21 protein-coding genes are annotated in these 20,934 nt (G+C 60.3%); all 21 read left to right on the forward strand.

What is annotated here, in order from left to right:
- The 21 genes from QOL81_RS03720 to tssG all read left to right on the forward strand — a co-directional run bounded on the left by QOL81_RS03720 (position 1) and on the right by tssG (position 20,897).
- A complete protein-coding gene (locus QOL81_RS03720; RefSeq protein ID WP_080432899.1) occupies positions 1-1,203 on the forward strand; it encodes a DotU family type VI secretion system protein in 1,203 nt (400 codons plus the stop codon).
- Positions 1,203-4,838 (forward strand): type VI secretion system membrane subunit TssM, encoded by a 3,636-nt coding sequence (gene tssM, locus QOL81_RS03725; RefSeq protein WP_283439662.1) that lies wholly within the window; start codon positions 1,203-1,205, stop codon positions 4,836-4,838. Before QOL81_RS03720 ends, tssM begins: the two co-directional genes overlap by 1 nt.
- A gap of 18 nt (positions 4,839-4,856) precedes the next feature.
- Positions 4,857-5,576: a type VI secretion system-associated protein TagF gene (gene tagF / locus QOL81_RS03730; protein ID WP_060420743.1), complete on the forward strand. Its 720-nt coding sequence runs from the start codon at positions 4,857-4,859 to the stop codon at positions 5,574-5,576.
- A 23-nt stretch (positions 5,577-5,599) separates the two neighbouring features.
- Entirely contained in the window at positions 5,600-6,631 is a 1,032-nt protein-coding gene (gene tssA / locus QOL81_RS03735) for a type VI secretion system protein TssA (RefSeq protein ID WP_060420740.1), read from the forward strand.
- 121 nt (positions 6,632-6,752) lie between these two features.
- On the forward strand, positions 6,753-7,289 hold the full coding sequence (gene tssB, locus QOL81_RS03740) for a type VI secretion system contractile sheath small subunit (protein WP_047730442.1): 537 nt from the start codon (positions 6,753-6,755) through the stop codon (positions 7,287-7,289).
- A gap of 3 nt (positions 7,290-7,292) precedes the next feature.
- Positions 7,293-8,798, forward strand: a complete 1,506-nt coding sequence (tssC, locus tag QOL81_RS03745; protein WP_019452990.1) for a type VI secretion system contractile sheath large subunit — start codon at positions 7,293-7,295, stop codon at positions 8,796-8,798.
- A gap of 67 nt (positions 8,799-8,865) precedes the next feature.
- Positions 8,866-9,249: a Rap1a/Tai family immunity protein gene (locus QOL81_RS03750; protein ID WP_060420734.1), complete on the forward strand. Its 384-nt coding sequence runs from the start codon at positions 8,866-8,868 to the stop codon at positions 9,247-9,249.
- A complete protein-coding gene (locus QOL81_RS03755; protein ID WP_060420731.1) occupies positions 9,246-9,737 on the forward strand; it encodes a T6SS effector amidase Tae4 family protein in 492 nt (163 codons plus the stop codon). Before QOL81_RS03750 ends, QOL81_RS03755 begins: the two co-directional genes overlap by 4 nt.
- Before the next feature lie 26 nt (positions 9,738-9,763).
- Positions 9,764-10,192: a T6SS amidase immunity protein Tai4 family protein gene (locus QOL81_RS03760; protein WP_060420904.1), complete on the forward strand. Its 429-nt coding sequence runs from the start codon at positions 9,764-9,766 to the stop codon at positions 10,190-10,192.
- Between the two features lie 195 nt (positions 10,193-10,387).
- Complete coding sequence (locus tag QOL81_RS03765) at positions 10,388-10,870, forward strand: Hcp family type VI secretion system effector (protein WP_038876771.1); 483 nt, start codon at positions 10,388-10,390, stop codon at positions 10,868-10,870.
- 60 nt (positions 10,871-10,930) lie between these two features.
- Positions 10,931-11,416, forward strand: coding sequence for a type VI secretion system amidase effector protein Tae4 (locus QOL81_RS03770; protein ID WP_072265414.1), 486 nt, complete (start codon positions 10,931-10,933; stop codon positions 11,414-11,416).
- The gene (locus QOL81_RS03775) at positions 11,413-11,772 is read left to right on the forward strand and encodes a T6SS amidase immunity protein Tai4 family protein (protein WP_060420730.1); all 360 of its coding nucleotides are present in this window, start codon (positions 11,413-11,415) and stop codon (positions 11,770-11,772) included. The genes QOL81_RS03770 and QOL81_RS03775 overlap by 4 nt, the downstream gene beginning before the upstream one ends.
- A gap of 159 nt (positions 11,773-11,931) precedes the next feature.
- The gene (locus QOL81_RS03780; RefSeq protein WP_060420901.1) at positions 11,932-12,390 is read left to right on the forward strand and encodes a T6SS amidase immunity protein Tai4 family protein; all 459 of its coding nucleotides are present in this window, start codon (positions 11,932-11,934) and stop codon (positions 12,388-12,390) included.
- Positions 12,391-12,408: 18 nt separating this feature from the next.
- Positions 12,409-12,756 carry a T6SS amidase immunity protein Tai4 family protein gene (locus QOL81_RS03785; RefSeq protein ID WP_207188331.1) on the forward strand — a complete coding sequence of 116 codons (348 nt, stop codon included), beginning with the start codon at positions 12,409-12,411 and terminating at the stop codon, positions 12,754-12,756.
- 243 nt (positions 12,757-12,999) lie between these two features.
- On the forward strand, positions 13,000-14,736 hold the full coding sequence (gene tagH, locus QOL81_RS03790; protein WP_060420725.1) for a type VI secretion system-associated FHA domain protein TagH: 1,737 nt from the start codon (positions 13,000-13,002) through the stop codon (positions 14,734-14,736).
- Positions 14,736-15,509 (forward strand): PP2C family protein-serine/threonine phosphatase, encoded by a 774-nt coding sequence (locus QOL81_RS03795; RefSeq protein WP_015378289.1) that lies wholly within the window; start codon positions 14,736-14,738, stop codon positions 15,507-15,509. The genes tagH and QOL81_RS03795 overlap by 1 nt, the downstream gene beginning before the upstream one ends.
- Before the next feature lie 28 nt (positions 15,510-15,537).
- Complete coding sequence (locus tag QOL81_RS03800; protein WP_084827629.1) at positions 15,538-16,524, forward strand: double-strand break repair protein MRE11; 987 nt, start codon at positions 15,538-15,540, stop codon at positions 16,522-16,524.
- Positions 16,525-16,539: 15 nt separating this feature from the next.
- Positions 16,540-17,361, forward strand: coding sequence for a type VI secretion system accessory protein TagJ (locus QOL81_RS03805; protein ID WP_060420720.1), 822 nt, complete (start codon positions 16,540-16,542; stop codon positions 17,359-17,361).
- Between the two features lie 2 nt (positions 17,362-17,363).
- Entirely contained in the window at positions 17,364-17,939 is a 576-nt protein-coding gene (locus tag QOL81_RS03810) for a type VI secretion system baseplate subunit TssE (RefSeq protein WP_038876749.1), read from the forward strand.
- Positions 17,940-17,943: 4 nt separating this feature from the next.
- Entirely contained in the window at positions 17,944-19,830 is a 1,887-nt protein-coding gene (gene tssF, locus QOL81_RS03815) for a type VI secretion system baseplate subunit TssF (protein WP_060420717.1), read from the forward strand.
- The gene (gene tssG, locus QOL81_RS03820; RefSeq protein ID WP_283439663.1) at positions 19,827-20,897 is read left to right on the forward strand and encodes a type VI secretion system baseplate subunit TssG; all 1,071 of its coding nucleotides are present in this window, start codon (positions 19,827-19,829) and stop codon (positions 20,895-20,897) included. The genes tssF and tssG overlap by 4 nt, the downstream gene beginning before the upstream one ends.
- The last annotated feature ends 37 nt before the right edge of the window (positions 20,898-20,934 follow it).

Consider the following 20,934-nt stretch of genomic DNA (forward strand, 5'->3'; position numbering starts at 1 on the left):
ATGGCGCCGGCGGCCAACCCGCTGGTGGACGCCGCCAACCCGCTGCTGAACGCCATTTCGCAGATCCGCCAGTCGGCCACGCACGCCAACCCGGCGCAGCTGCGCCAACAGCTGATCGACGAAATGCGCCGCTTCGAGATCCGCGGCCAACGCGCCAACCTGCCCTACGAAGTGATCATCGGCGCGCGTTATTGCCTGTGCACCGCGCTGGATGAAGCGGCGGCGCTGACCCCGTGGGGCAGCAACAGCGTGTGGTCCGGCAGCGGGCTGCTGGTGACCTTTCATAACGAAACCTGGGGCGGCGAGAAGTTTTTCCAGCTGCTGGCCAAGCTGTCGCAAAGCCCGCGCGAGCACATCAACCTGCTGGAGCTGATCAATTATTGCCTGTTGCTGGGCTTTGAAGGCCGCTACCGGGTGATGGAAAACGGCCGCTCGCAGCTGGAAACCATGAAGCAGCGCCTGCTGCAGCTGATCCGGTCGGTGCGCGGCGGTTATGCCCCGCCGCTGTCGCCTCATTCGCTGGATCTGCCGGTACAGCAGAAGCTGTGGCGCCCGCTGGTGCCGCTGTGGGCCTGCGTGGCGTTGACCGGCTTCCTGGCTTCGCTGCTGTTCATCGCCCTCAACTGGCGGCTGGGCGACAACACCAGCCCGGTGCTGGCGGCGATTTACCAAACCAATCTGCCGCAGGTGGCGATCGGTAACCCGGCGCCGGCCGCGCCGCCGACGCTGAGCCTGAAAAGCTTCCTGCGCAAAGAGATCGCCGAAGGGCTGGTGGTGGTGCGCGACGAAGCGCAGCAAAGCGTGGTGATCCTCAAAGGCGACGGGCTGTTCGACTCCGCCGCCACCACGGTGCGCGCCAACTATATTCCGGTCATCGACCGCATCGCCGCCGCCATGAACGGCGTCAGCGGCAAGATCCTGGTCACCGGCTACAGCGACAACGTGCCGATCCGCAGCGCCCGTTTCGCCTCCAACTGGGAGCTGTCGCTGGCGCGCGCCGAAGCGGTCAGCGCCCGCTTGCAAAAGCACCTCGCCAACCCGCAGCGGGTCAAGGCCGAGGGCCGCGGCGAAAGCAACCCCGTCGCGCCGAACGATAACAAAGTGAACCGCGCGTTGAACCGCCGGGTAGAAATTACGCTGTTGGTCGCCCCGGAAAATACCCAGGCGGAAATCAACGGCTTGCCGCAAGGAACCGGAAAGTAATGCTCAGTACGTTATTCTCCATCATCACCAGCCGCCTGCTGTGGGGCTTTGTCGGCATCACCGCGCTGGCGTTCATCATCTGGATGATCGGCCCGCTGGTGGCCATCGGCGACTATCGCCCGCTGGAGCCGGAACTCAACCGCCAGATCGCCATCGGCGTTATCTACCTGATCTGGTTCCTGTGCCGCCTGATCCCGCGCCTTTACAGCGCCTGGTTCAACAGCCGTTTGCTAAGCAACCTGCGCGCCGCCGAAGCGGTACCGGCGGAAGACGGCAAGCCCGAGATTAAACAAGACGAACAGCTGGCGCAGCGCTTCGACGAAGCGGCGCAGCTGCTGAAGAAGGCGCGCTTCGCACCGGGCCAGGAGGGCGGCAAACATCGCTGGATGACCCGCTTCAGCCGCCAATATCTGTACCAGTTGCCGTGGTATGTGATCATCGGCGCGCCCGGCGCCGGTAAAACCACCGCGCTGGTCAACTCCGGCCTGCACTTCCCGCTGGCGGATCGCTTCGGCAAAGCCGCGCTGCGCGGCGTGGGCGGCACCCGCAACTGCGACTGGTGGTTTACCAACGACGCCGTGCTGCTCGACACCGCCGGCCGCTACACCACGCAGGAAAGCCAGCGCGAAGAAGATGCCGGCGAGTGGCAAAGCTTCGTCGCGCTGCTGAAAAAATACCGCACCCGCCAGCCGATCAACGGCGTGATGGTGACCATCAGCGTGGCCGATCTGCTGAGCGACAGCGCCGAAGCGCGTGCCGCCCAGGCCAGCGCGCTGCGCAAACGCCTGATCGAACTGCACGAGCAGTTGGGCATTCACTTCCCGGTCTATGTGCTGGTGACCAAAACCGACCTGCTCAACGGCTTTATGGCCTACTTCGGCAGCTTCGACAAAGCACAGCGCGACCAGATCTGGGGGTTCACCTTCCCTTACGAGCGCTCGCGGCAGCCGGACTTCAATCTGAACGCCGCCTTCGAACAGCAATACGCCCTGCTGCAACAGCGGCTGGACGCGGCGCTGCCGGATACGCTGCTGATGGAGCACGACGCGCGCCAGCGCGCTGAAAGCTACCTGTTCCCGCAGGAGTTCGCTGCCCTGCGCCCGCTGCTCAGTCAATACCTGGAACAGGTGTTCGCCACCTCCAGTTTTGAAACCCGCTTTACCCCGCGCGGTATCTATTTCACCAGCGGCACGCAGGAAGGCCTGCCGTTCGACCGGGTGATGGGCGAGCTGAACCGCTACCTGCAGCTGCCGACGGCAAACTCAGGGGCGCAGGCCAACGCGGCCTGGGACAGCGTGGGCCAGGAAGCGCCGATCCCGGCGGCCAAAGGCCAAAGCTTCTTCCTGAAAGAGACGCTGGAATCGGTGGTCTTCCAGGAATCCGGGCTGGCGGGCAGCAACCGCTGGTGGGAATACCGCAATCGCGCCCTGCACTGGGCGGGTTACATCGCGCTGGCGGTGATCCTGGCGGTGCTGGCGATGCTCTGGTTCACCAGCTACGGCAACAACAAGGCCTATCTGGCGGAAGTGGCCGCCAAGGTGCCCGGCGTCGAGCGCCAGGGGCAAAACCTGACGCAGTTGGGTAACGGCGACATGTTCTCGCTGCTGCCGTTCCTCAATAGCCTGCTGCACCTGCCGGACAGCCAGAACTTTTCGCTAGACGATCCGCCGTTCACCTACCGCATGGGGCTGTTCCGCGGCGATCAGGTGGGCGACGCCGGCAATGCGCTGTACCAAAAAGCGCTGAAAGAACTGCTGCTGCCGCAGGTGGCGCAACAGATCGCCACCACGCTGCGCAACGACAACCACGGCGATGCGGACTTCAGCTACGAAGCGCTGAAGGCCTATCAGATGCTGTATCTGCCAAAGCAGTACGACGGCAAATTCCTGCGCGCCTGGGTGATGCTCAACCTGCAGCGCAACCTGCCGCAGGGCAGCACGCAGAAACAGCTGCAGCAGATCGAATGGCACCTGAGCCAGCTGCTGGATACGCAGATCCAGGCCTCGCCTTACGCCAAAGACGAACCGCTGGTGGCGCAGGCGCAGGCCGCCATCAATCGGGCGCCGCTGTCGCAGCGCGTCTATGGCCGCCTCAAACGTCTGCTGCTGAAACAGACCGACATCAAGCCGGTCAGCCTGGTCGATTTGGCCGGCCCGCAAACCGAGCTGGCGTTCAGCCGCAAAAGCGGCAAACCGGTCACCGACGGCGTGCCGGGCCTGTTCACCTCACAAGGGTACTGGAAAGCGTTCAGCGACAATATCGACCCGGTGACCGACACGCTGCGCAAGGAAGACGTCTGGGTGTTGAACAGCCAGGCGCCGGAGCAGAAGAGCGCCGATTTGACCAAGACCATCCGCCAGCTGTACATGCAGGACTTCATCAGCGCCTGGGATGCGCTGCTGGGAGATATCCAGCTGGCCAACATCGGCAACCTGACCCAGCGCATCAGCAGCGCGCGGCTACTCTCCGGCAACCCGTCGCCGATGCGTAACCTGCTGGTCAACGTCAGCAAAAACGTCACCCTGCGCGACGAGAAAAGCGACGCCGATTCCCGTTCGCTGCTGGCCAAAACCGAAGACAGGCTGAATCAAAACGCCAACCGCACGCTGGAAGCGCTGTTCACCAACCGGCCGGCCAACGCCGACGGCGATGTGTCGGCCCAGCCGGAACAGCTGGTGATGGCGCACTTCGCGCCGCTGCTGGAGCTGGCGCAAAGCCAGGGCGAAGGCAATAAGGCGATCCCTTTCGACAGCGTGCTGAAGCAGGTCGATGAGCTGTACAGCTATCTGACGGCGGTACAGGGCGCGGCCAACAGCGGCATGTCGGCACCGCCGAGCGACATCATCCCGCGTCTGCAGGCCGAATCCGGCCGCTTGCCGGTGCCGTTCAAACAGATGCTGCTGTCGCTGGCGATCGGCGCCAGCAGCGACACCCAGCGTAAAGAGATGGAGAACGTGAAAAAGCGCATCAGCTTCGAGGTCGGCAGCTTCTGCCGCCAGGCGATCGCCGGCCGTTATCCGCTGGTGGCCCGGGCGCGCCAGGACGTGACGCCGGACGATCTGGCGCGCATGTTCGCGCCGAACAGCGGGCTGATGGACAGTTTCTTCCGCGACAATCTGCAGGGCAAGGTCGACACCACCCGCGCCAACTGGCGCTTTACTCCCGGCGTGGACGGCAAGACGCTGCCCGGCGGCGAAGACATCCTGCGTTCGTTCCAGCAGGCGCAGCGCATCCGCGACGCCTTCTTCGCCAACGGTACCGCGACGCCCTCGTACCGCGTGACCGTGCGGCCGGTGCGGATGGATAACGACATCCTCAACCTGACGCTGGATATCGACGGCCAACTGTTCAAATACAGCCATGGCCCTCAGGTACCGCTGGTGGTCAGCTGGCCGGGCACCCGCAATACCAACCAGGTGCATTTGCAGCTGGCGCTGGCCAACGGCACCACCGCCAGCCTGGTGACCAGCGGGCCATGGGCGCTGAACCGCCTGGTGGACATGGCGCAATCCTCGGGCACCGGCGGCCTCGGCCGCCAGGCGACGTTCAATCTCGACGGCCATCGCGTCACGCTGGAGTTCACGCCCAACAGCATCCGTAATCCGTTCCAACTGCCGGCCTTCTCGTGCCCGTAGCCCCGAAAGGACATGATCATGAGCACTGATTCAAGCGCCCCGACGAGCCTCGGCTGGTACGGAAAACTTCCTTCCGCCGGCGATTTTCTGCAGCGCCGCCTGCCCGATCCGGTGGTCAACAACTGGGCCCACTGGTTCCATAACGGGCTGGTGAATTTGCAGCGCGATGCGCAGGGGCCAAACGGCCACCCGTTCAGCAACGCACCGGTGTGGAACTTCGTGATCCCCGCCACGCTCGGCAGCCCGTACGTGCAGATGGGCTGCCTGTTGCCGGCGCGCGATCGCGTCGGGCGGCGCTACCCGATCTGCGCGCTACGCCTGTTCAGCCTGCAAGAATGGCGCCCGCAACAGCTGAACATGGCGGCGAGCTGGTACCAGCAGCTCGGCCATACCCTGCTGAACGGCGTGCGCAACGGCTTCTCCGCCGAACAGATCGACCGCACGCTGCAGGCAATCCCGGCGCTGCCCAGCCCACCGGCGGAAACGGATTCCGAGATATTGTCGATTATCGGTTTTCAGCATCCGGACGTGCCGGGTCTCGGCTGGCAACAGGCCGCCGACTGTTTCGATCCGGCGCAGTACACCAGCTTCTGGTGGACCAATCAGGCCGACGGACACCCGCTCTACACCCACGTGCACAGCGGCAACCTCACCGTGCAGCTGTTTTCACTGCTGTTCGAGCCCAACGGCTGGGCACGCCCCGGCCGCGGCGGCCAGTACCCGCAAATGTTTGATTAACATCGTTCGTTGAAGGAAATTCTATGGCTATCGACACCGATACCCTGCTGGCCCCGGTTGACGCGGACAATCCCTGCGGCGACAACCTGGAATACGACGCCGACTTTCTGGCAATGGCGCGCGCCGCCACAGGCAAGGCCGAACAGCAGTTCGGCAGCACCATCATTCCGGAAGAAGCGCCGGATTGGGTGCAGGTCGAACGCCTCGCGACCTCGCTGCTGGCGCGCACCAAAGACCTGCGCGTCATGCTGTATCTCACCCGCGCCTGGACCCAGCTGCGCGGGTTGCCGGGCTACGCCGACGGGCTGACGCTGATCCACCAGTCGATACTCCGTTACTGGGATGCTCTGCAACCGGCATTGGAGTTCGACGGCGAAGCCGACCCGCTGTTTCGCATCAATGCGTTGGCCGACCTCGGCGACAAAGCCGCGCTGGCCGCCAGCGTGCGCACCGCGCCGCTGCTGAAAAGCGCCGCCGGTGAAATCTCGCTGCGCGATGCCGGCGCCCTGCTCGACGGCAGCAAGCAAGAGTGCCCCAACTTTCCCGGCGGCCGCGCACGGTTGCAGGATGAGCTGGCGCAGCAGGGCCGCCCCGAAGGCGCACTGGTGACGCACATCGCCCACACCCTGGGCGCCATTCGCAGTGAAGTGACCCGCCATCTGGGGGAAAGCGCCCTGCCGGAAATGGGCGCGCTGACCAAGGTATTTTCTCTGGTGGCGCTCGCCGGCCAGAGCGATGCCCCGGCCGCCGCCGAACCCGACGCCCCGCCGGAAACCGCCGCCCAGCAACAACCGGCTGCGATGCAAAACGCCACGGCACCGCTGAACTGGCGCAGCGCGCAGATCCAGTCGCGCGACGACGCCCAGCTGATGCTGGACAAGGTGAAAAACTATTTTCGTCTTCATGAGCCGAGCCACCCGGCGCCGCTGATGATCGATCGGGTCCAGCGGCTGATTACGTTGGACTTTATGCAAATCGTCCGCGATTTGGCGCCCGATGGGCTTAACCAACTGGAGACCATTCTCGGTCGCCCCGACCACGAGGAGAACAGCTAGCCGCCGACCTTTGTTCTCTTGACGCATCCGATACCGTCTGCCCCGGCGCAGACCCGAATCAGAACCTGACTCTCCCAGCCGGACGAGGCGCGTTCCCAATCGCCATTAGATGGAGTAAATCATGTCAAACTCGAAATCCCGCAGCGGGCAGAAATTCATCGCCCGCAACCGCGCGCCGCGCGTACAGATTGAATACGATGTCGAAATTTATGGCGCAGAGCGCAAAATCCAGCTGCCGTTCGTGATGGGCGTGATGGCGGATCTGGTGGGGAAAGCGGTCGATCCGCAAGCCAGCGTGGAAGAACGCAAGTTCATGGAGATCGACGTCGACAACTTCGACGAGCGCATGAAATCGCTGAAGCCGCGCGTCGCTTATCAGGTCGATAACACCCTGACCGGCGAAGGCAAGCTGAACATCGATCTGACCTTCGAAAGCATGGAAGACTTCTCCCCTGCCGCTATCGCCCGCAAGGTCGACTCGCTGGGCAATCTGCTGGACGCCCGCACCCAGCTTTCCAACCTGCTGTCTTATATGGACGGTAAGAACGGCGCCGAAGAGCTGATCTCCAAGATCCTGCAAAACCCGGCGCTGCTGCAATCCCTGACCGACGCGCCGAAGCCGGCGGTTAACGACGACAACAACGAGCGTGAGGATTAATCGATGAGCAACTCGCCTCAGCAACAAAATGCGTTGCAGACCACCGAGACTTTTTCCAGCGATGAATTCAGCGCGCTGCTGAACAAAGAGTTCCGGCCGAAGACCGATCAGGCCAAAGAAGCGGTCGAGAACGCGGTGAAAACCCTGGCGCAACAGGCGCTGGAAAACACCGTCACCGTTTCTTCCGACGCCTACCGCACCATCCAGGCGCTGATCGCGGAAATCGACGAAAAGCTGTCGCAGCAGATCAACCAGATCATTCACCACGACGACTTCCAGAAGCTGGAAGGCGCCTGGCACGGCCTGCATTATCTGGTCAACAACTCCGAAACCGACGAGATGCTGAAGATCCGCTTTATGAGCATTTCCAAACAGGAGCTGGGCCGCACGCTGAAGCGCTATAAAGGCGTGGGCTGGGACCAGAGCCCGATCTTCAAGAAAGTCTACGAAGAAGAGTATGGCCAGTTCGGCGGCGAGCCGTTCGGCTGCCTGGTGGGCGACTACTACTTCGATCACAGCCCGCAGGACGTGGAGCTGCTGGGCGAAATGGCCAAGATCGGCGCCGCCTCGCATTGCCCGTTCATCGCCGGCACCGCGCCGAGCGTGATGCAGATGGAGTCCTGGCAGGAGCTGTCCAACCCGCGCGATCTGACCAAGATTTTCCAGAACACCGAGTACGCCGCCTGGCGCAGCCTGCGCGAGTCGGAAGACGCGCGCTACCTGGGCCTGGTGATGCCGCGTTTCCTGGCGCGCCTGCCCTACGGCATCCGCACCAACCCGGTGGACGAGTTTGACTTTGAAGAAGAAACCGACGGCGCGACCCACGGCAATTACACCTGGACCAACGCCGCCTACGCCATGGCCGCCAACATCAACCGTTCGTTCAAAGAGTTCGGCTGGTGCACCGCCATTCGCGGGGTGGAATCCGGCGGCGCGGTGGAAAACCTGCCGTGCCACACCTTCCCGAGCGACGACGGCGGCGTGGACATGAAGTGCCCGACCGAGATCGCCATCAGCGATCGACGCGAAGCCGAGCTGGCCAAAAACGGCTTTATGCCGCTGGTGCACCGCAAAAACTCCGACTTCGCCGCCTTTATCGGCGCGCAGTCGCTGCAGAAGCCGGCGGAATACTACGATGCCGACGCCTCCGCCAACGCCCAGCTTTCCGCGCGCCTGCCGTACCTGTTCGCCTGCTGCCGCTTCGCGCACTACCTGAAGTGCATCGTGCGCGACAAAATTGGCTCCTTCCGCGAGCGCGACGACATGGAACGCTGGCTGAACGACTGGATCATGAACTACGTGGACGGCGATCCGGCCAACTCCTCGCAGGAAACCAAGTCGCGCAAACCGCTGGCTGCGGCGGAAGTGCAGGTGGAAGAGATCGAAGACAACCCGGGCTATTACAGCGCCAAGTTCTTCCTGCGCCCGCACTACCAGCTGGAAGGCCTGACCGTCTCCCTGCGCCTGGTGTCGAAGCTGCCTTCGCTGAAGCAAAACGACGCGTCCTGATGGACTGAAGTCAGGCCGCGATAGTGCGGCCTGGCTGATACATCAACCTCATCACAGGGAAAGAAAGATGAAGACAAAACGGTTTTATCTGGCATCGCTGTTGGCTGTCGTCTGCTCGCTCTCCGCCGCGCCGCCAGCTTTCGCAGAGCAGGCATCGATAGCGCATTTGACGTCCGATGATGTCAATCTGCCAGGCAGCGACTTTTTCCGTTTCTATCGCAGTGCAGATAAACAGGAAAAAGAGAAAGCGCGGATTTATTTGCTGGGCGTGCTGGACGCGACGGAAGGAAAAAGCTGGTGCCAATACAGCCAGCTACAAACTGTCACTCTGCAGGAGTTTGTGTTCGAATTCTTTAATAAACTTCCCGCTGCGCGCCTACACGAAAGGGCTGCCCCCCTGATTGAAGAGGCTCTGGCGACTCGCTTCCCCTGCAAAGGAGGCAAAGCATGAAACCTTTATATCGTCAGCTAAAAAGCAGCCATTACTCCTCTGATTACTCTAGCCCGGGATATTTGGCAGCAGAAGCCGTTTACGCCGAGATTGGTTATGAGCTTGATACGCTTCTAAAGCAAAACCCTGGTTATGCCAATACCTGTGCCGTCCGCATGAGCCTGGCGCTGTTGAAAGCCGGCATCAGCTTCAAAGGCCGTCTGCCAATCAAAAAAGGCACCTATAAGGGTAAAACGATTGAGCCTGGAGCCAAACTGCTGGCCGATCAGTTGCATCGCTCCAGTAGTTTTGGCAAAGCCAACATTTTCTTTAATGCTCCAGATGCAGAGAAGGGTATCGGCAATAAAAAAGGCGTCGTGTTCTTCAATAAAATAACCAACTATGATGGCGGACACATTGATCTTATCGAACCAGAAAACTCGCTATTGACCTGCCATTCCCATTGCTATTTTAACTGCAAAGAAGTCTGGTTTTGGGAATTAAGCTAGTGTTCCATCGGCTGACCAGTAAAAGCATGAGGTTTGGTTTAACTGCATGCTTGCTTATCGCCTCATTAAGGTTGCAAGCAGCGCCAAATCAGGATCCTGTGGCATTTATCAAACAGCTGCCTTATCACCAGGTCGTAAAAGAACTGGCATTGTCTCGCTGCCTGGCACAGGTCTCCGATTCGGATAAGGCATTCTCTCTTGATGCAGCCAGAACGGCGAATGCGATGAGAGAATGGATGCCATTCGACATCGAATCAGGTGATGAGAAAATCAATGTTCTCATCGGAAAATATAAATCCAGAATCAATGAGTTTCACAGTGAAACTAAAGACAGGAGTCAAGGCGTCACCTTGAACTGTCTGCGGTTGTACCATAGTTCTGAATTGGACAAGCTTTCCCGACAGCTCATTGCAGGCAATCCAGATCGCACGTGGAATCAAGATAACGCGAAATAATTAAGCATTGAGCCATTAGCACTTAATAGTGGCTCGGTAACCCGTACCGATAGTTTTCGGTATTTAAGAAGGTGCATGGCACAAGGATATAAATTGGTAATGCATTACCACACTTGCAATTCCTGCTGCTATTACCTGAGTTTTTCAACGTAACGTTAATACTACTGTTAACCCTTAATAAAGAGTGAAGAAACTATGGCTATTGATATGTTCCTGAAAGTTGAAGGTGCCAGCGGCGAATCCAAAGATTCGAATCACAAAGGCTGGACCGACATTACTTCTTTCTCCTGGGGCGCTTCTCAACCGGGCAATATGGGCGTTGGCGGCGGCGGTGGCGCCGGCAAAGTGTGCTTCAACGATCTGCACGTCAACGCGCTGATCGACAAGTCAACCCCGGCCTTGCTGAAACACTGCTCAAGCGGCAAACACCTGACCAAGATTGAGCTGTCGGTTTGTAAGGCGGGTGGTAGCCAGGTTGAATACGCAAAAATCACCCTGGAAGACGTGCTGGTCACCGCCGTGCAGTACACCGGCGCAGGCGGCGAAGACACCGTGGGTGTCACCTACTCCTTCCAGGCGGCGAAAGTGAAACAGCAATACTGGGAGCAGAGCGACAAAGGCGGCAAAGGCGCCGAAAGCAGCGCAGGTTGGAACATCAAGGAAAACCGCGAAGCTTAATCTGCATGCCCCCCCGGTTACGGCCGGGGGTTCATAACATGGATACAATGGAGAGTCAGGATGAAAAAACCTCTATTTGGGCCCGCATGGATTCGTTTTTCTGAAGTCAATATCAATGTAAAAAAAGTGGGTGCATTGATTGGTGGAAAAGTAGAAAGCAATATTGAGAACGGTATTTTTGAAAATGCTTGTCCTATTCGAATGAGTTATGTACTCAACTATACAGGCATACCAATTCCCTCTAACTCCGGTTATGCGACTGTGTCTGGTAAAGATAAAAAATGGTATCTTTATCGTGTTAACGATATGATTCTCTTTTTAGAAAAGAACTTCGGCAAGCCTGATATCACGGTGAAATCCCCTACACCAGTTAAATTTTCAGGTAAAAAAGGGATAATGGTTATACAAGGAAATGGCTGGCGAAATGCCAGAGGACATGTCACATTATGGAACGGTGACATTTGCTCTGACTCTTGTCATTTCATGGGGGATCCTGAGAATGGATCTTTTGTTCCTGAAGTCGCATCACTTTGGATATTAAAATGAAGACTACCCACATAGCCCTTGCTCTTCTTCTCGTTTCCCCTATGCTGCTTGCGGAAGATATAAAAATAGAAAACTTACCTCAAAGCGAAATTTATGAAAATTGGCTGGTTAGCCGCTGTATTGGGAAGTCTACTGACTCAGAAAAAACCAAGCAAGATGCTTTCCGTTCCGCTTCCGCCTATTTAGAATTCAGTAAACTCCCCATGGATGCATTCGAACAAGGCGAAAAACTGGCTGAACAGTACGCAAATAAAAATAGTCAAGGCTCAGTTAAAGGAAGTTATCATACTTTAGATTGCCTTTCGCTTCAGAGTTCCAGTGAGGCTAAAGCCATCTTCAAACGTTACTCTAATTAATAATTAATATTGTAGGTTGCAATTTTATAAAATCATCAACTTAAGCAAATTAGAGTTTTATTAATTATTTTCACTGGGTATTAGCCATCAAGCATTGAGATACTCATGCGCTGGTTATCTATTACTCTGCACAAACCATACGGATTTTGGAGTGTTGAGATGAAAAGAATCCTTATCTCCTTTTTTTGTCTATATGCCACTTGCGCTATAGCGCAGAAAAATCAAGAAGAGTCGATTGAAAAGTGGCCGCCGCAAGCGGCATACAGAAGCTATTTGCAAAACTACAAGGATATTGCTCTAACCTACTGCATTTCCGTCGCTTATAAGACATCACCAGAAGCCAGCAAAGATGCAATTGCCTCATCGAATGGAATCGATGCTTGGTCATACTATGCAATTCGTGATGAAGAATCCCCTATAATTGCACTGACAAAGCAGTACTTGCAAAAGAATTACAATGCTAAGGACGGAAAAAGCCGCTTAGACTTAATGAAGTGCATGGATATGTACCATAGTGAAGATCTTGACAAACTCGCGAAAGACTATGTACAGAGCCCTAATGATAATTGGGTGAAAGACAATCCGGTTAGAGTGAATGAAAAACCGTCTCGGAAATAACCAGTGAAAAGAATCTTACTGGCTGTGGCCATAGCCGTAACGTTGAACGCTAATGCAGCAACAAAAATTGACTACTCCCCTGCCGAATACCTCAAAAACTACGCGCTTAGCGTTTGTATCGCCGAGGGGTACTCAGCAAAAGAAGTCAAAAACGATGCCGCCGCCACCGCCAGGGGTTACATGGAGTTCGGCGATTATTCTCTGGAAGCGCATACCGCTGTCAGGGCGCTGGCAAAAGAATTTCTGGCAAAGCACTATGACAGCATGTCTGGGGAGCCGATGACGATGGCAAAGTGCATCGATCTTGTACATAGCCAAGCGTTGCAAGCCATCATCAAGAAGTACCAAGGGAAAGACGACAACTGATATCAGAATTAGTTATGAGAGAGCCGTTACCCTTGAGATGTTCAACGGAATTTCATTTCACCTTCTTATTCCATAATTATTTCAATTAATAACAAAAGCATTTCGTAAAATTAAGACTACAACAAGCCTTAGTGAACGAGTTAAGAAACAACTTAACGGCTTGCCAAAATATCCGCCAATTTTGGCAAGCCAAAGATCGAATCATTAATTATTGCACTACCTCCTAATCAGCAGGAATGCCTTATGCGATTTTCCATTGTAAAAAATAAAAGCGGCCAGGTTCCGCCGCAGAGCAGTTGCGATTTTCTGCCGCCGGGCGGCACCATCGGCCGCAGCGTGGACAACAACCTGGTGCTGCCGGACGAAGAGCGCGCCATTTCCCGCCTGCAGGCGATCGTGCATATTTCCGCTGACGGCGAATGCCGCATCACCAACCGCGGCAACGTTACCCGCGTGCTGCTGAACGACATTCCGCTGGAACGTGGCCGCCAGGTTGAACTGCAGGACGGCGACGTGCTCGGCATCGACGATTACCAGATTGAAGTCAGCGCGCTGCACCAGCACGCCGCGCCACAGGCTCAACCGGTGGCCAAGGCCGCCGCCGTTGCCGCTGCTGCGGCCCCAACAGCCGCCGCCAAAGAAAAATCCGCCGCGCCCATCCCCAACGAAATCTGGGACAGCCTGGTGGAAGAATTTACCCCGAATGCGCCGGCCGCCGTCACGCCGCCGCCGGTCGCCAATCCTGGCAACCACCCGCTGCTGGATACCCCCGCTCGCGAGCTGAACCCGGCCGATCCGCTGGCACAGCTGGCGGGCGATGTCGATCTGCGCCAGCTGCAGCAGCAGCAAACCGATCCGGCGGCGCTGTTCAACACCGACACCACCTTTGAGCGCGAACACATCCTGGCCGATACCACCCCCAGCGCGCTGCTGGCGGAGCAGGCTGCGCCAGCGCGGCCGGCAACCCCGGCTCAGAATGCGCAGCAACCGGAGCAAGAGCTGGATCCGCTGGCGCTGTTCGGCGGTTCATCCGCTCCCGCGTCGCCCGAGACGCTAAACAGCAACGATCCGCTGGGGCTGCTGATGGGCGGCGCCGTGCCGCTGGCTCAACCGGACGAGCCGGTACAGCCGCCCGCGCCGCCGTCTCCGCCTCCGATCGCCGCACAACCGCAAGCGCCACGCCCAGAGCCGACGCCGCCACCCGTGCAGACGCCTGAGCCACAGCCCCAACCCGTGCCGCAGTTCAACCAGCAGGAACCGCCTGCGCAACCGCCGCGCCCGCGCCAGGGCAACCGCCTTGGCATCGATCCGGTCGCCTACCAGTCCGCTCAACGGCAGCACGCCGCCGCGCCGAATGGCGACACCTTAGAGGGGCCGCTGCTGACGGCGCTGTTGCAAGGCATCGGCCTCGACGATCTGCAGCCGCAGCCGCACTTCGACGAACGGCAGATCCGCCAGGCCGGCCGCCTGCTGAGCCTGTTCTCGCAGGGCACCGTCGCCCTGCTTTCATCCCGCTCGATCCTCAAGCGCGGCGTGAAGGCCGAGATGACCATGATCCTCGACGAGGCCAACAACCCGTTCAAGCTGCTGCCTTCGGGCAAAACGGTGCTGATGCAGATGTTCGGCAGCCAGATGCCGGGCTTTATGCCGCCGGAGCAGGCGGTGCGCGATGCGCTGATCGACCTGCAGGCGCACCAACTGGGGATGATCGCCGGCATCCGCGCCATCATCGCCGCCATGCTGCAGTCGTTCAACCCGGAGCGCCTCGAAGAGGAAGCGCGCAAGGAAGGCGTGGCGCCGCGTCTGTCGCTGCCCGCTAACCGCAAGGCTGCGCTGTGGGACTACTTCGTGAAGAACTATCAGCAAACCTCCGGCGAAATCGAGGACGATTTCCACACCCTGTTCGGCGAAGCCTTCCTGCACGCCTATGACGTTGAAGTGAATCAATACAAAGACTCACAGACCAAACCGGACGCGTAATGAATATCACCATAGCCTCTACCTCCAACCAGGGCGGCCGCGCCTCCAACCAGGATCAGACCGGCGAGGTGCTCGGCAACCGCGCCGCCTGCTTCGTGGTGTGCGACGGCATCGCCGGCTTTCCGGGCGGCGATATCGCCGCCAAACTGGCGCGCGACACCATTTTGCAAAACTTCGACGGCGAAAAGCACCTGAACGCCCAAAGCATTCGCCAGCACATTACGCGCGCCAACGCCGCCATCCACCAGCAGCAGCGGCAGTCGGACGAATACAGCAAGATGGGCACCACGCTGGTCAGCCTGTTTATCGATCGCGATTACCAGCTGGCCTACTGGGCGCACGCCGGCGACAGTCGCCTGTACCTGTTCCGCCGCGGCTACCTGCATGCCGTCACCACCGACCACAGCCTGATCCAGCAGATGCAGGACGCCGGTTATCAGACCAACGGCATCAACAGCAACCTGCTGTATTTCGCGCTGGGGCTGAACGAAGAGCGCGACGCCACCTACAGCGACGTGCTGCAGCTGGAAGACGGCGACGTTTTCCTGCTGTGCACCGACGGCTTCTGGCACAGCTTCAGCCAGGCCGAACTGGAACAGTCGCTGCACATGGTCAACTCCCCCAGCGAGTGGATCGCCCTGATGCAGCAGGCATGGAAGAAAAACAATAACAGCGATAACTACAGCGCTATCGCCGTCTGGATTGGCTCACCGCAGGAAACCACCCTGCTGCATTCGCTGGCGGATGCGGAACGGTTTCTGAGCCGCGACTGAGCAGCGCACATTCACAGCAAGGTTCACTATGAAATATTGGATGCCGGGGCTCGTCGCCCTGATGGCGGTACCGACCGCGCAGGCGATGAACTATCGCCTGGTTTACTCCCCCAGCCAGAAGCTGGAAGTGTTTATCGATGACGTCAAAAACAGCAATCCCGAAAGCTGGTGCGGCAAGAGCATCCCGCTGCGCATCGTCTCGGCGCAAAGCCAAGATCCGGCGGTGCTGAACGACTTTCTGCCGCGCGTCGGCAATCTGTTGGAAAAGCAGTGCCCGAAAGCCGGCCACCTGCCCTGGACGCTGACCGACAAGCGCGGTGAAAAGCTGGCCAGCGGCGAAGCCGCCAAAGCTCGCGGCTGGAAACCGGTGGTCAAACAGGAGGCCGTCGAGCAGCCGGAAACCCCGCCGCAGCCGGCGATCCCTGCGGCGGTAGCCGTGACCTCTCCGCAGGCGGACACCGCGCCGCCTCAGCGTTTCAACCTGCCGCAGGGCTGCCACTTCCGCACCTTCTGGCATGACGACGCCAACGGCGGCGCGCTGTTCATTCCCGCCGGCGACGCGCTGCGCTGCGGCGAGGACGGCTGGCTGCAGGGCAGCGGCGCAGTCACGCTGCAACAGGGCGGCCAAACCCTCTCGCCGACGTTGTGGTTCCTGCAGGGCTATCCGCTGGCGCAGATTAACGGCGGCGATCGCCCGCTGACCGTCGTCAGCGCCAACGCCCAACGGCTGGTGCTGGGCGGTAACCCGCAGGCGCCGGGCAGCTTCCTGCTGCTGAGCTTCGAACCGAAGCTGCACGCCTGGGCGTTCAACGGCGAAGCGATCGTTGAAATGCCGCGCGTCGATGCCGCCGACGAGAACAAGGTCAAACAGCGCCTGCAGCAGGCGCAAACCGCCTGGCAACCGCTGCTGAGCGCCCCCGCTCCGCTTACCTTCAAGCTGGTGGAAAAGCTGGCCGCAGACCGGGTCGATCCCGCCAGCGGCAGCTACCTGTCGGTTAACGGCGCCACTCACTGATCATAAGGAAAGCCTGTGAAATCATTAGCAAGCATGCTGCAAGGCCAGTCGATCGGCGCGGCCATCACCGCCGTCGAAAACGAGATCAAGGGAAAACCGGCGGATGCCGACCTGCGCGCCGCGCTGGTGCAACTGCTGTGCCTGAGTGGCAACTGGATGCGCGCCAACGCGCAGCTGAAATCCTGGCAGGCGCTGAAACCAATCGCCCAACCGACCACGCTGCTGCTGATGCAGTCGGTCAACGCCGAGCTGCAACGCCAGGCGGTGTTCGCCGGCACGGCCGCGCCGGCGCTGCTGCGGCAGGATCAGCCCTGGCTGAAACTGATGGTGCAGGCGCTGCATCAGGATGCGCAAGGCGCAGCCGAACAGGCCCAGGCGCTGCGTGACGAAGCGCTGGAGGCCGCCCCGGCCGGCGCCGGGCGGTTAACGCTGGCCGAAGGCGACCAAGAACGGCAGCTGAGTTTCGACTGGCTGACCGACGGTGACGGCCGCCTCGGGCCGGTGTGCGAGCTGGCGCTGAACGGCGTTTACTACTGGCTGCCGTTTGCCGACATCGCCGCGATCCAGTTCCAGGCGCCGCAGAGCGCCATCGATCTGGTGTGGAGCCACGCGCTGGTGCGCCTCACCGACGGCCGCGAACAGGTGTGCCAACTGCCCGCCCGTTATCCGCTGGCCGAAGGCAGCGACGACGCGCTGCTGCTCGGCAAACGCACCGAATGGGAACCGCTGGGCGACGGCACCCACTATGCGGGGCTGGGCCTGAAAACCTGGCTCAGCGAAAGCGACGAATTCCCGCTGCACAGCCTGCGGCAGCTGAGCTTCGACGCGAGCGCCTGAACATGAACGATAAGCGCCCACCCCACTACGACGGCGGCGATCTGCGCCGCCAGGGCTATCGCTATCGTCAGGACAGCGAGCGCCTGACGTCGCGCGACAAAATGCAGCCGGTGCTGCTCGACATGCTGACCGACGACGAACCGCAGAAAAAGCAGGAAGCACAGGTGCGCAACCTGGTGTCGCACAGCGAGCTGCGCCGCCGGGTGCTGCGCGATCTGCAGTGGCTGTTCAACTGCGTCAACAGCGAATCCAATCTGGATCTCGGCGACTTTCCGCAGGTGCGGCGCTCCACCCTGAATTACGGCATCGCCTCGCTGGCGGGCAAGCGCATGTCGGATATCGAATGGCTCGACATTCAGCGCGCGCTGACCGAGTCCATTCTCCATTTCGAACCGCGCATTTTGCCCGAGGGGCTGCAGGTGCGCTGCATCTCGGACACCGGCTCGCTGGAGCTGCACAACGTGCTGTCGATCGAAATCAAGGGCCGCCTGTGGTGCGTGCCCTATCCGCTGGAGTTTCTGTTCCGTACCGACGTGGATCTGGAAAACGGCCACTTCGATCTGAAAGACATAGGGTAAGGCGATGGACAGTAAACTTTTAGACTATTACAACCGCGAGCTGGCCTATCTGCGTGAGATGGGCGCCGAGTTCGCCGAACAGTACCCGAAGGTCGCGGGCCGTCTCGGCATGCGCGGCATCGACGTGGCGGATCCCTATATCGAGCGCCTGATGGAGGGCTTCGCCTTCCTCACCTCGCGCGTGCAGCTGAAAATGGACGCCGAGTTCCCGCGCTTTTCTCAGCGCTTGCTGGAGATCATCTACCCCAATTACCTGTCGCCGACGCCGTCGATGGCGATCGCCGAGCTGCAGCCGGACAGCAGCAAAGGCGACATCAGCAACGGCTTCGTGGTGCCGCGCGGCACCATGATGGATAGCCAGACGCTGAAGAAAAGCGGCATCACCTGCAGCTATACCACCGCTCATGACGTCACGCTGCAGCCGGTGCGCATCGCCGGCGTCGAGCTGGGCGGCATTCCGGCCGATATCCCGCTGGCCTCGCTGGGGCTGCAGCACAGCGGCTGCGTCAGCGCGCTGCGCATTCGTCTCGAGTGCTACGAAAGCGTGACGCTCAACAACCTGCAGCTGGACCAGCTGATGTTTTACCTGGCCGGGCCGGACATGCAGGCGCAGCAGCTGCTGGAACTGCTGATGCAGCACAGCGTCGGGCTTGTCTGCCAAACGGTGGAGGCGCAGCCACAGCGGCGCGCGCTGGCGCTGGACGGGCTGCGGCAGGAGGGCTTCGCCGCCGAACAGGCGCTGCTGCCCAACGACCTGCGCAACTTCGAAGGCTACCGGCTGCTGCAGGAGTACTTCGCCTTCCCGACGCGCTTCCAGTTCTTCAGCGTCAACGGCCTGCGCCCGCTGCTGCAAAGCGTGCGCGAAGGGAAAAAGGCGCTGCGCCAGTTCGAGATCGTGGTGCTGCTGGATCGGCACGACGCCGCGCTGGAACGGGTGGTCGACGCCGCCCATTTGGCGCTGCACTGCACGCCGGTGATCAACCTGTTTCCGAAGGTCGCCGAACGCATCGCGATCAACGAAAAAAACCACGAATACCATCTGGTGGTCGACAATATCCGGCCGCTGGATTACGAAGTATTCTCGGTGCAGCGGCTCGGCGGCAGCGCCAGCGAAAAACGCTACGAGCAAGAGTTTCGGCCGTTTTACAGCACCCTGAGCGCGGACGACGGCAACTATGGCGCCTACTTCTCGCTGCGGCGCGAACAGCGCACGCTGTCGGAGCACGCCCGCCGCTACGGCACCCGCACCGGCTATGCCGGTTCGGAAGTGTTCGTGTCGCTGGTGGACGAGCGGCAATCGCCGTGGCACAGCGATCTGAAATACCTCACCGCCGACGTGCTGTGCACCAGCCGCGACCTGCCGTTGATGCTGCTGCAACAGGATCAGGGCAACTTCGTGATGCCCGACTCGATCCCGATCAAGCAGGTCTCGCTGCGCAAAGGCCCCACTCCGCCGCGCCCGGCGCTGGCCGAAGGCATGATCACCTGGCGGCTGATCAGCCAGCTGCAGCTGAACTACCTCAGCATGATGGACGGCGATCCGGAACAGGGCGCCGCCAGCCTGCGCCAGCTGATGGGGCTGTACGGCAACCTGAGCGAACCGGCGATCGCCAAACAGATCCAGGGCGTGCGCCACTGCAACCTGCGGCCGGTCTATCGGCGAGTGCCGGAGCCGGGCCCCATCGTGTTCGCACGCGGCATCGCCATCGATCTGACGGTCGATGAGCAGGCGTTCTCCGGCAACAGCCCTTACCTGCTCGGCAGCGTGCTGGAGCGCCTGTTCTCACGCCTGGTGGCGATGAACACCTTCACCGAGATGACGCTCTCCAGCCAGCAGCGCGGCGAAATCGCCCACTGGCAGGCGCGCATGGGCAAAAGGACGCTGATATGAGCGCGGAGATGATTGCCACCGAACTGGCGCCGCCGCAGATCAACGCGCTGTATCGCCTGCCGGACGACTTCTGGCCGCGGCTGCGCAGCGCGCCTTACAAGCACGATCTGTTTCAGCTGCTGCGCCGTATCGACGCCCAGGGCGGCCAACCCTACCTGCTGGGGCGCGCGCCGCTGCCGCGTCACGAGATGCTGCGCCTGGGCCAGGAGCCGTCGCTGTCGTTCGCGCCCTCCACGCTGGCGCAGGTGGCGCCGCGCGCCAACAGCCCGCTGCACGACGTCTCGATCTTCAGCTTCGGCCTGTTCGGCCCCAACGGACCGCTGCCGCTGCACCTGACCGAATACGTGCGCGAACGGGTGTACCACCATCAGGACACCACCCTGCTGGCGTTCACCAACCTGTTCCATCACCGGCTGACGCTGCTGTTTTACCGCGCCTGGGCCGACGCGCAGCCGACGGTGTCGCTGGATCGCCCGGACAACCGGCGCTTCGACGAATACCTGTCGAGCCTGATCGGCATCGGCCAGCCGGCGCAGCAGGAACGCGACAGCATCAACGCCCACGCCAAACATTTTATGGCCGGTCATCTGATTCGCCACAGCCGCGATCCGGAAGGCCTGAGCAAGATTTTGCAGCAGTATTTCAAGGTGCCGGTGCGCATTGTCGAGAACGTGCCGCACTGGCTGCGGGTGGAGCCGCGCGAGCAGGCGCGGCTCAAGGCCGGGCTCGGTGCACCGCGGCTCGGCGAGTCGGCCTTTCTCGGCATCGCGGTGCGCGATATTCAGCACAAATTCCGCATCGAGCTGGGGCCGATGCCGCAGCGGGACTATGACCGCTTCCTGCCCGGCGCCGACCTGTGCCGGCAGCTGCGCGACTGGGTGCGCCAATACCTGGGCATCGAGTTCGTCTGGGAAGTCCGTCTGATCCTGGCGAAGGAACAGGCGCACGGCCTCCAGCTCGGCGGCGCGCAACGATTGGGCCTGAGCAGCTGGCTGGCCGACGATCGGCGGCAACGCGATCTCGACGATCTGATCTTCAGCCCTGAACCGCTGGAAAATCCGTTCTGACCCTATTTCGGCCGGCGCCCTGCGGCGCCAGGCCACT

Origin of the sequence: Serratia sp. CC22-02 (assembly GCF_900182895.1) — a bacterium.
In the GTDB taxonomy this organism is placed as follows: Bacteria; Pseudomonadota; Gammaproteobacteria; order Enterobacterales; family Enterobacteriaceae; genus Serratia; species Serratia nevei.

What these genes read in the sequence shown, in the direction of transcription:
- QOL81_RS03720 (WP_080432899.1), top strand. Translation starts at nt 1, where the DNA reads ATGGCGCCGGCGGCCAACCCGCTGGTGGACGCCGCCAACCCGCTGCTG.
- tssM (WP_283439662.1), top strand. Translation starts at nt 1,203, where the DNA reads ATGCTCAGTACGTTATTCTCCATCATCACCAGCCGCCTGCTGTGGGGC.
- tagF (WP_060420743.1), top strand. Translation starts at nt 4,857, where the DNA reads ATGAGCACTGATTCAAGCGCCCCGACGAGCCTCGGCTGGTACGGAAAA.
- tssA (WP_060420740.1), top strand. Translation starts at nt 5,600, where the DNA reads ATGGCTATCGACACCGATACCCTGCTGGCCCCGGTTGACGCGGACAAT.
- tssB (WP_047730442.1), top strand. Translation starts at nt 6,753, where the DNA reads ATGTCAAACTCGAAATCCCGCAGCGGGCAGAAATTCATCGCCCGCAAC.
- tssC (WP_019452990.1), top strand. Translation starts at nt 7,293, where the DNA reads ATGAGCAACTCGCCTCAGCAACAAAATGCGTTGCAGACCACCGAGACT.
- QOL81_RS03750 (WP_060420734.1), top strand. Translation starts at nt 8,866, where the DNA reads ATGAAGACAAAACGGTTTTATCTGGCATCGCTGTTGGCTGTCGTCTGC.
- QOL81_RS03755 (WP_060420731.1), top strand. Translation starts at nt 9,246, where the DNA reads ATGAAACCTTTATATCGTCAGCTAAAAAGCAGCCATTACTCCTCTGAT.
- QOL81_RS03760 (WP_060420904.1), top strand. Translation starts at nt 9,764, where the DNA reads ATGAGGTTTGGTTTAACTGCATGCTTGCTTATCGCCTCATTAAGGTTG.
- QOL81_RS03765 (WP_038876771.1), top strand. Translation starts at nt 10,388, where the DNA reads ATGGCTATTGATATGTTCCTGAAAGTTGAAGGTGCCAGCGGCGAATCC.
- QOL81_RS03770 (WP_072265414.1), top strand. Translation starts at nt 10,931, where the DNA reads ATGAAAAAACCTCTATTTGGGCCCGCATGGATTCGTTTTTCTGAAGTC.
- QOL81_RS03775 (WP_060420730.1), top strand. Translation starts at nt 11,413, where the DNA reads ATGAAGACTACCCACATAGCCCTTGCTCTTCTTCTCGTTTCCCCTATG.
- QOL81_RS03780 (WP_060420901.1), top strand. Translation starts at nt 11,932, where the DNA reads ATGAAAAGAATCCTTATCTCCTTTTTTTGTCTATATGCCACTTGCGCT.
- tagH (WP_060420725.1), top strand. Translation starts at nt 13,000, where the DNA reads ATGCGATTTTCCATTGTAAAAAATAAAAGCGGCCAGGTTCCGCCGCAG.
- QOL81_RS03795 (WP_015378289.1), top strand. Translation starts at nt 14,736, where the DNA reads ATGAATATCACCATAGCCTCTACCTCCAACCAGGGCGGCCGCGCCTCC.
- QOL81_RS03800 (WP_084827629.1), top strand. Translation starts at nt 15,538, where the DNA reads ATGAAATATTGGATGCCGGGGCTCGTCGCCCTGATGGCGGTACCGACC.
- QOL81_RS03810 (WP_038876749.1), top strand. Translation starts at nt 17,364, where the DNA reads ATGAACGATAAGCGCCCACCCCACTACGACGGCGGCGATCTGCGCCGC.
- tssF (WP_060420717.1), top strand. Translation starts at nt 17,944, where the DNA reads ATGGACAGTAAACTTTTAGACTATTACAACCGCGAGCTGGCCTATCTG.
- tssG (WP_283439663.1), top strand. Translation starts at nt 19,827, where the DNA reads ATGAGCGCGGAGATGATTGCCACCGAACTGGCGCCGCCGCAGATCAAC.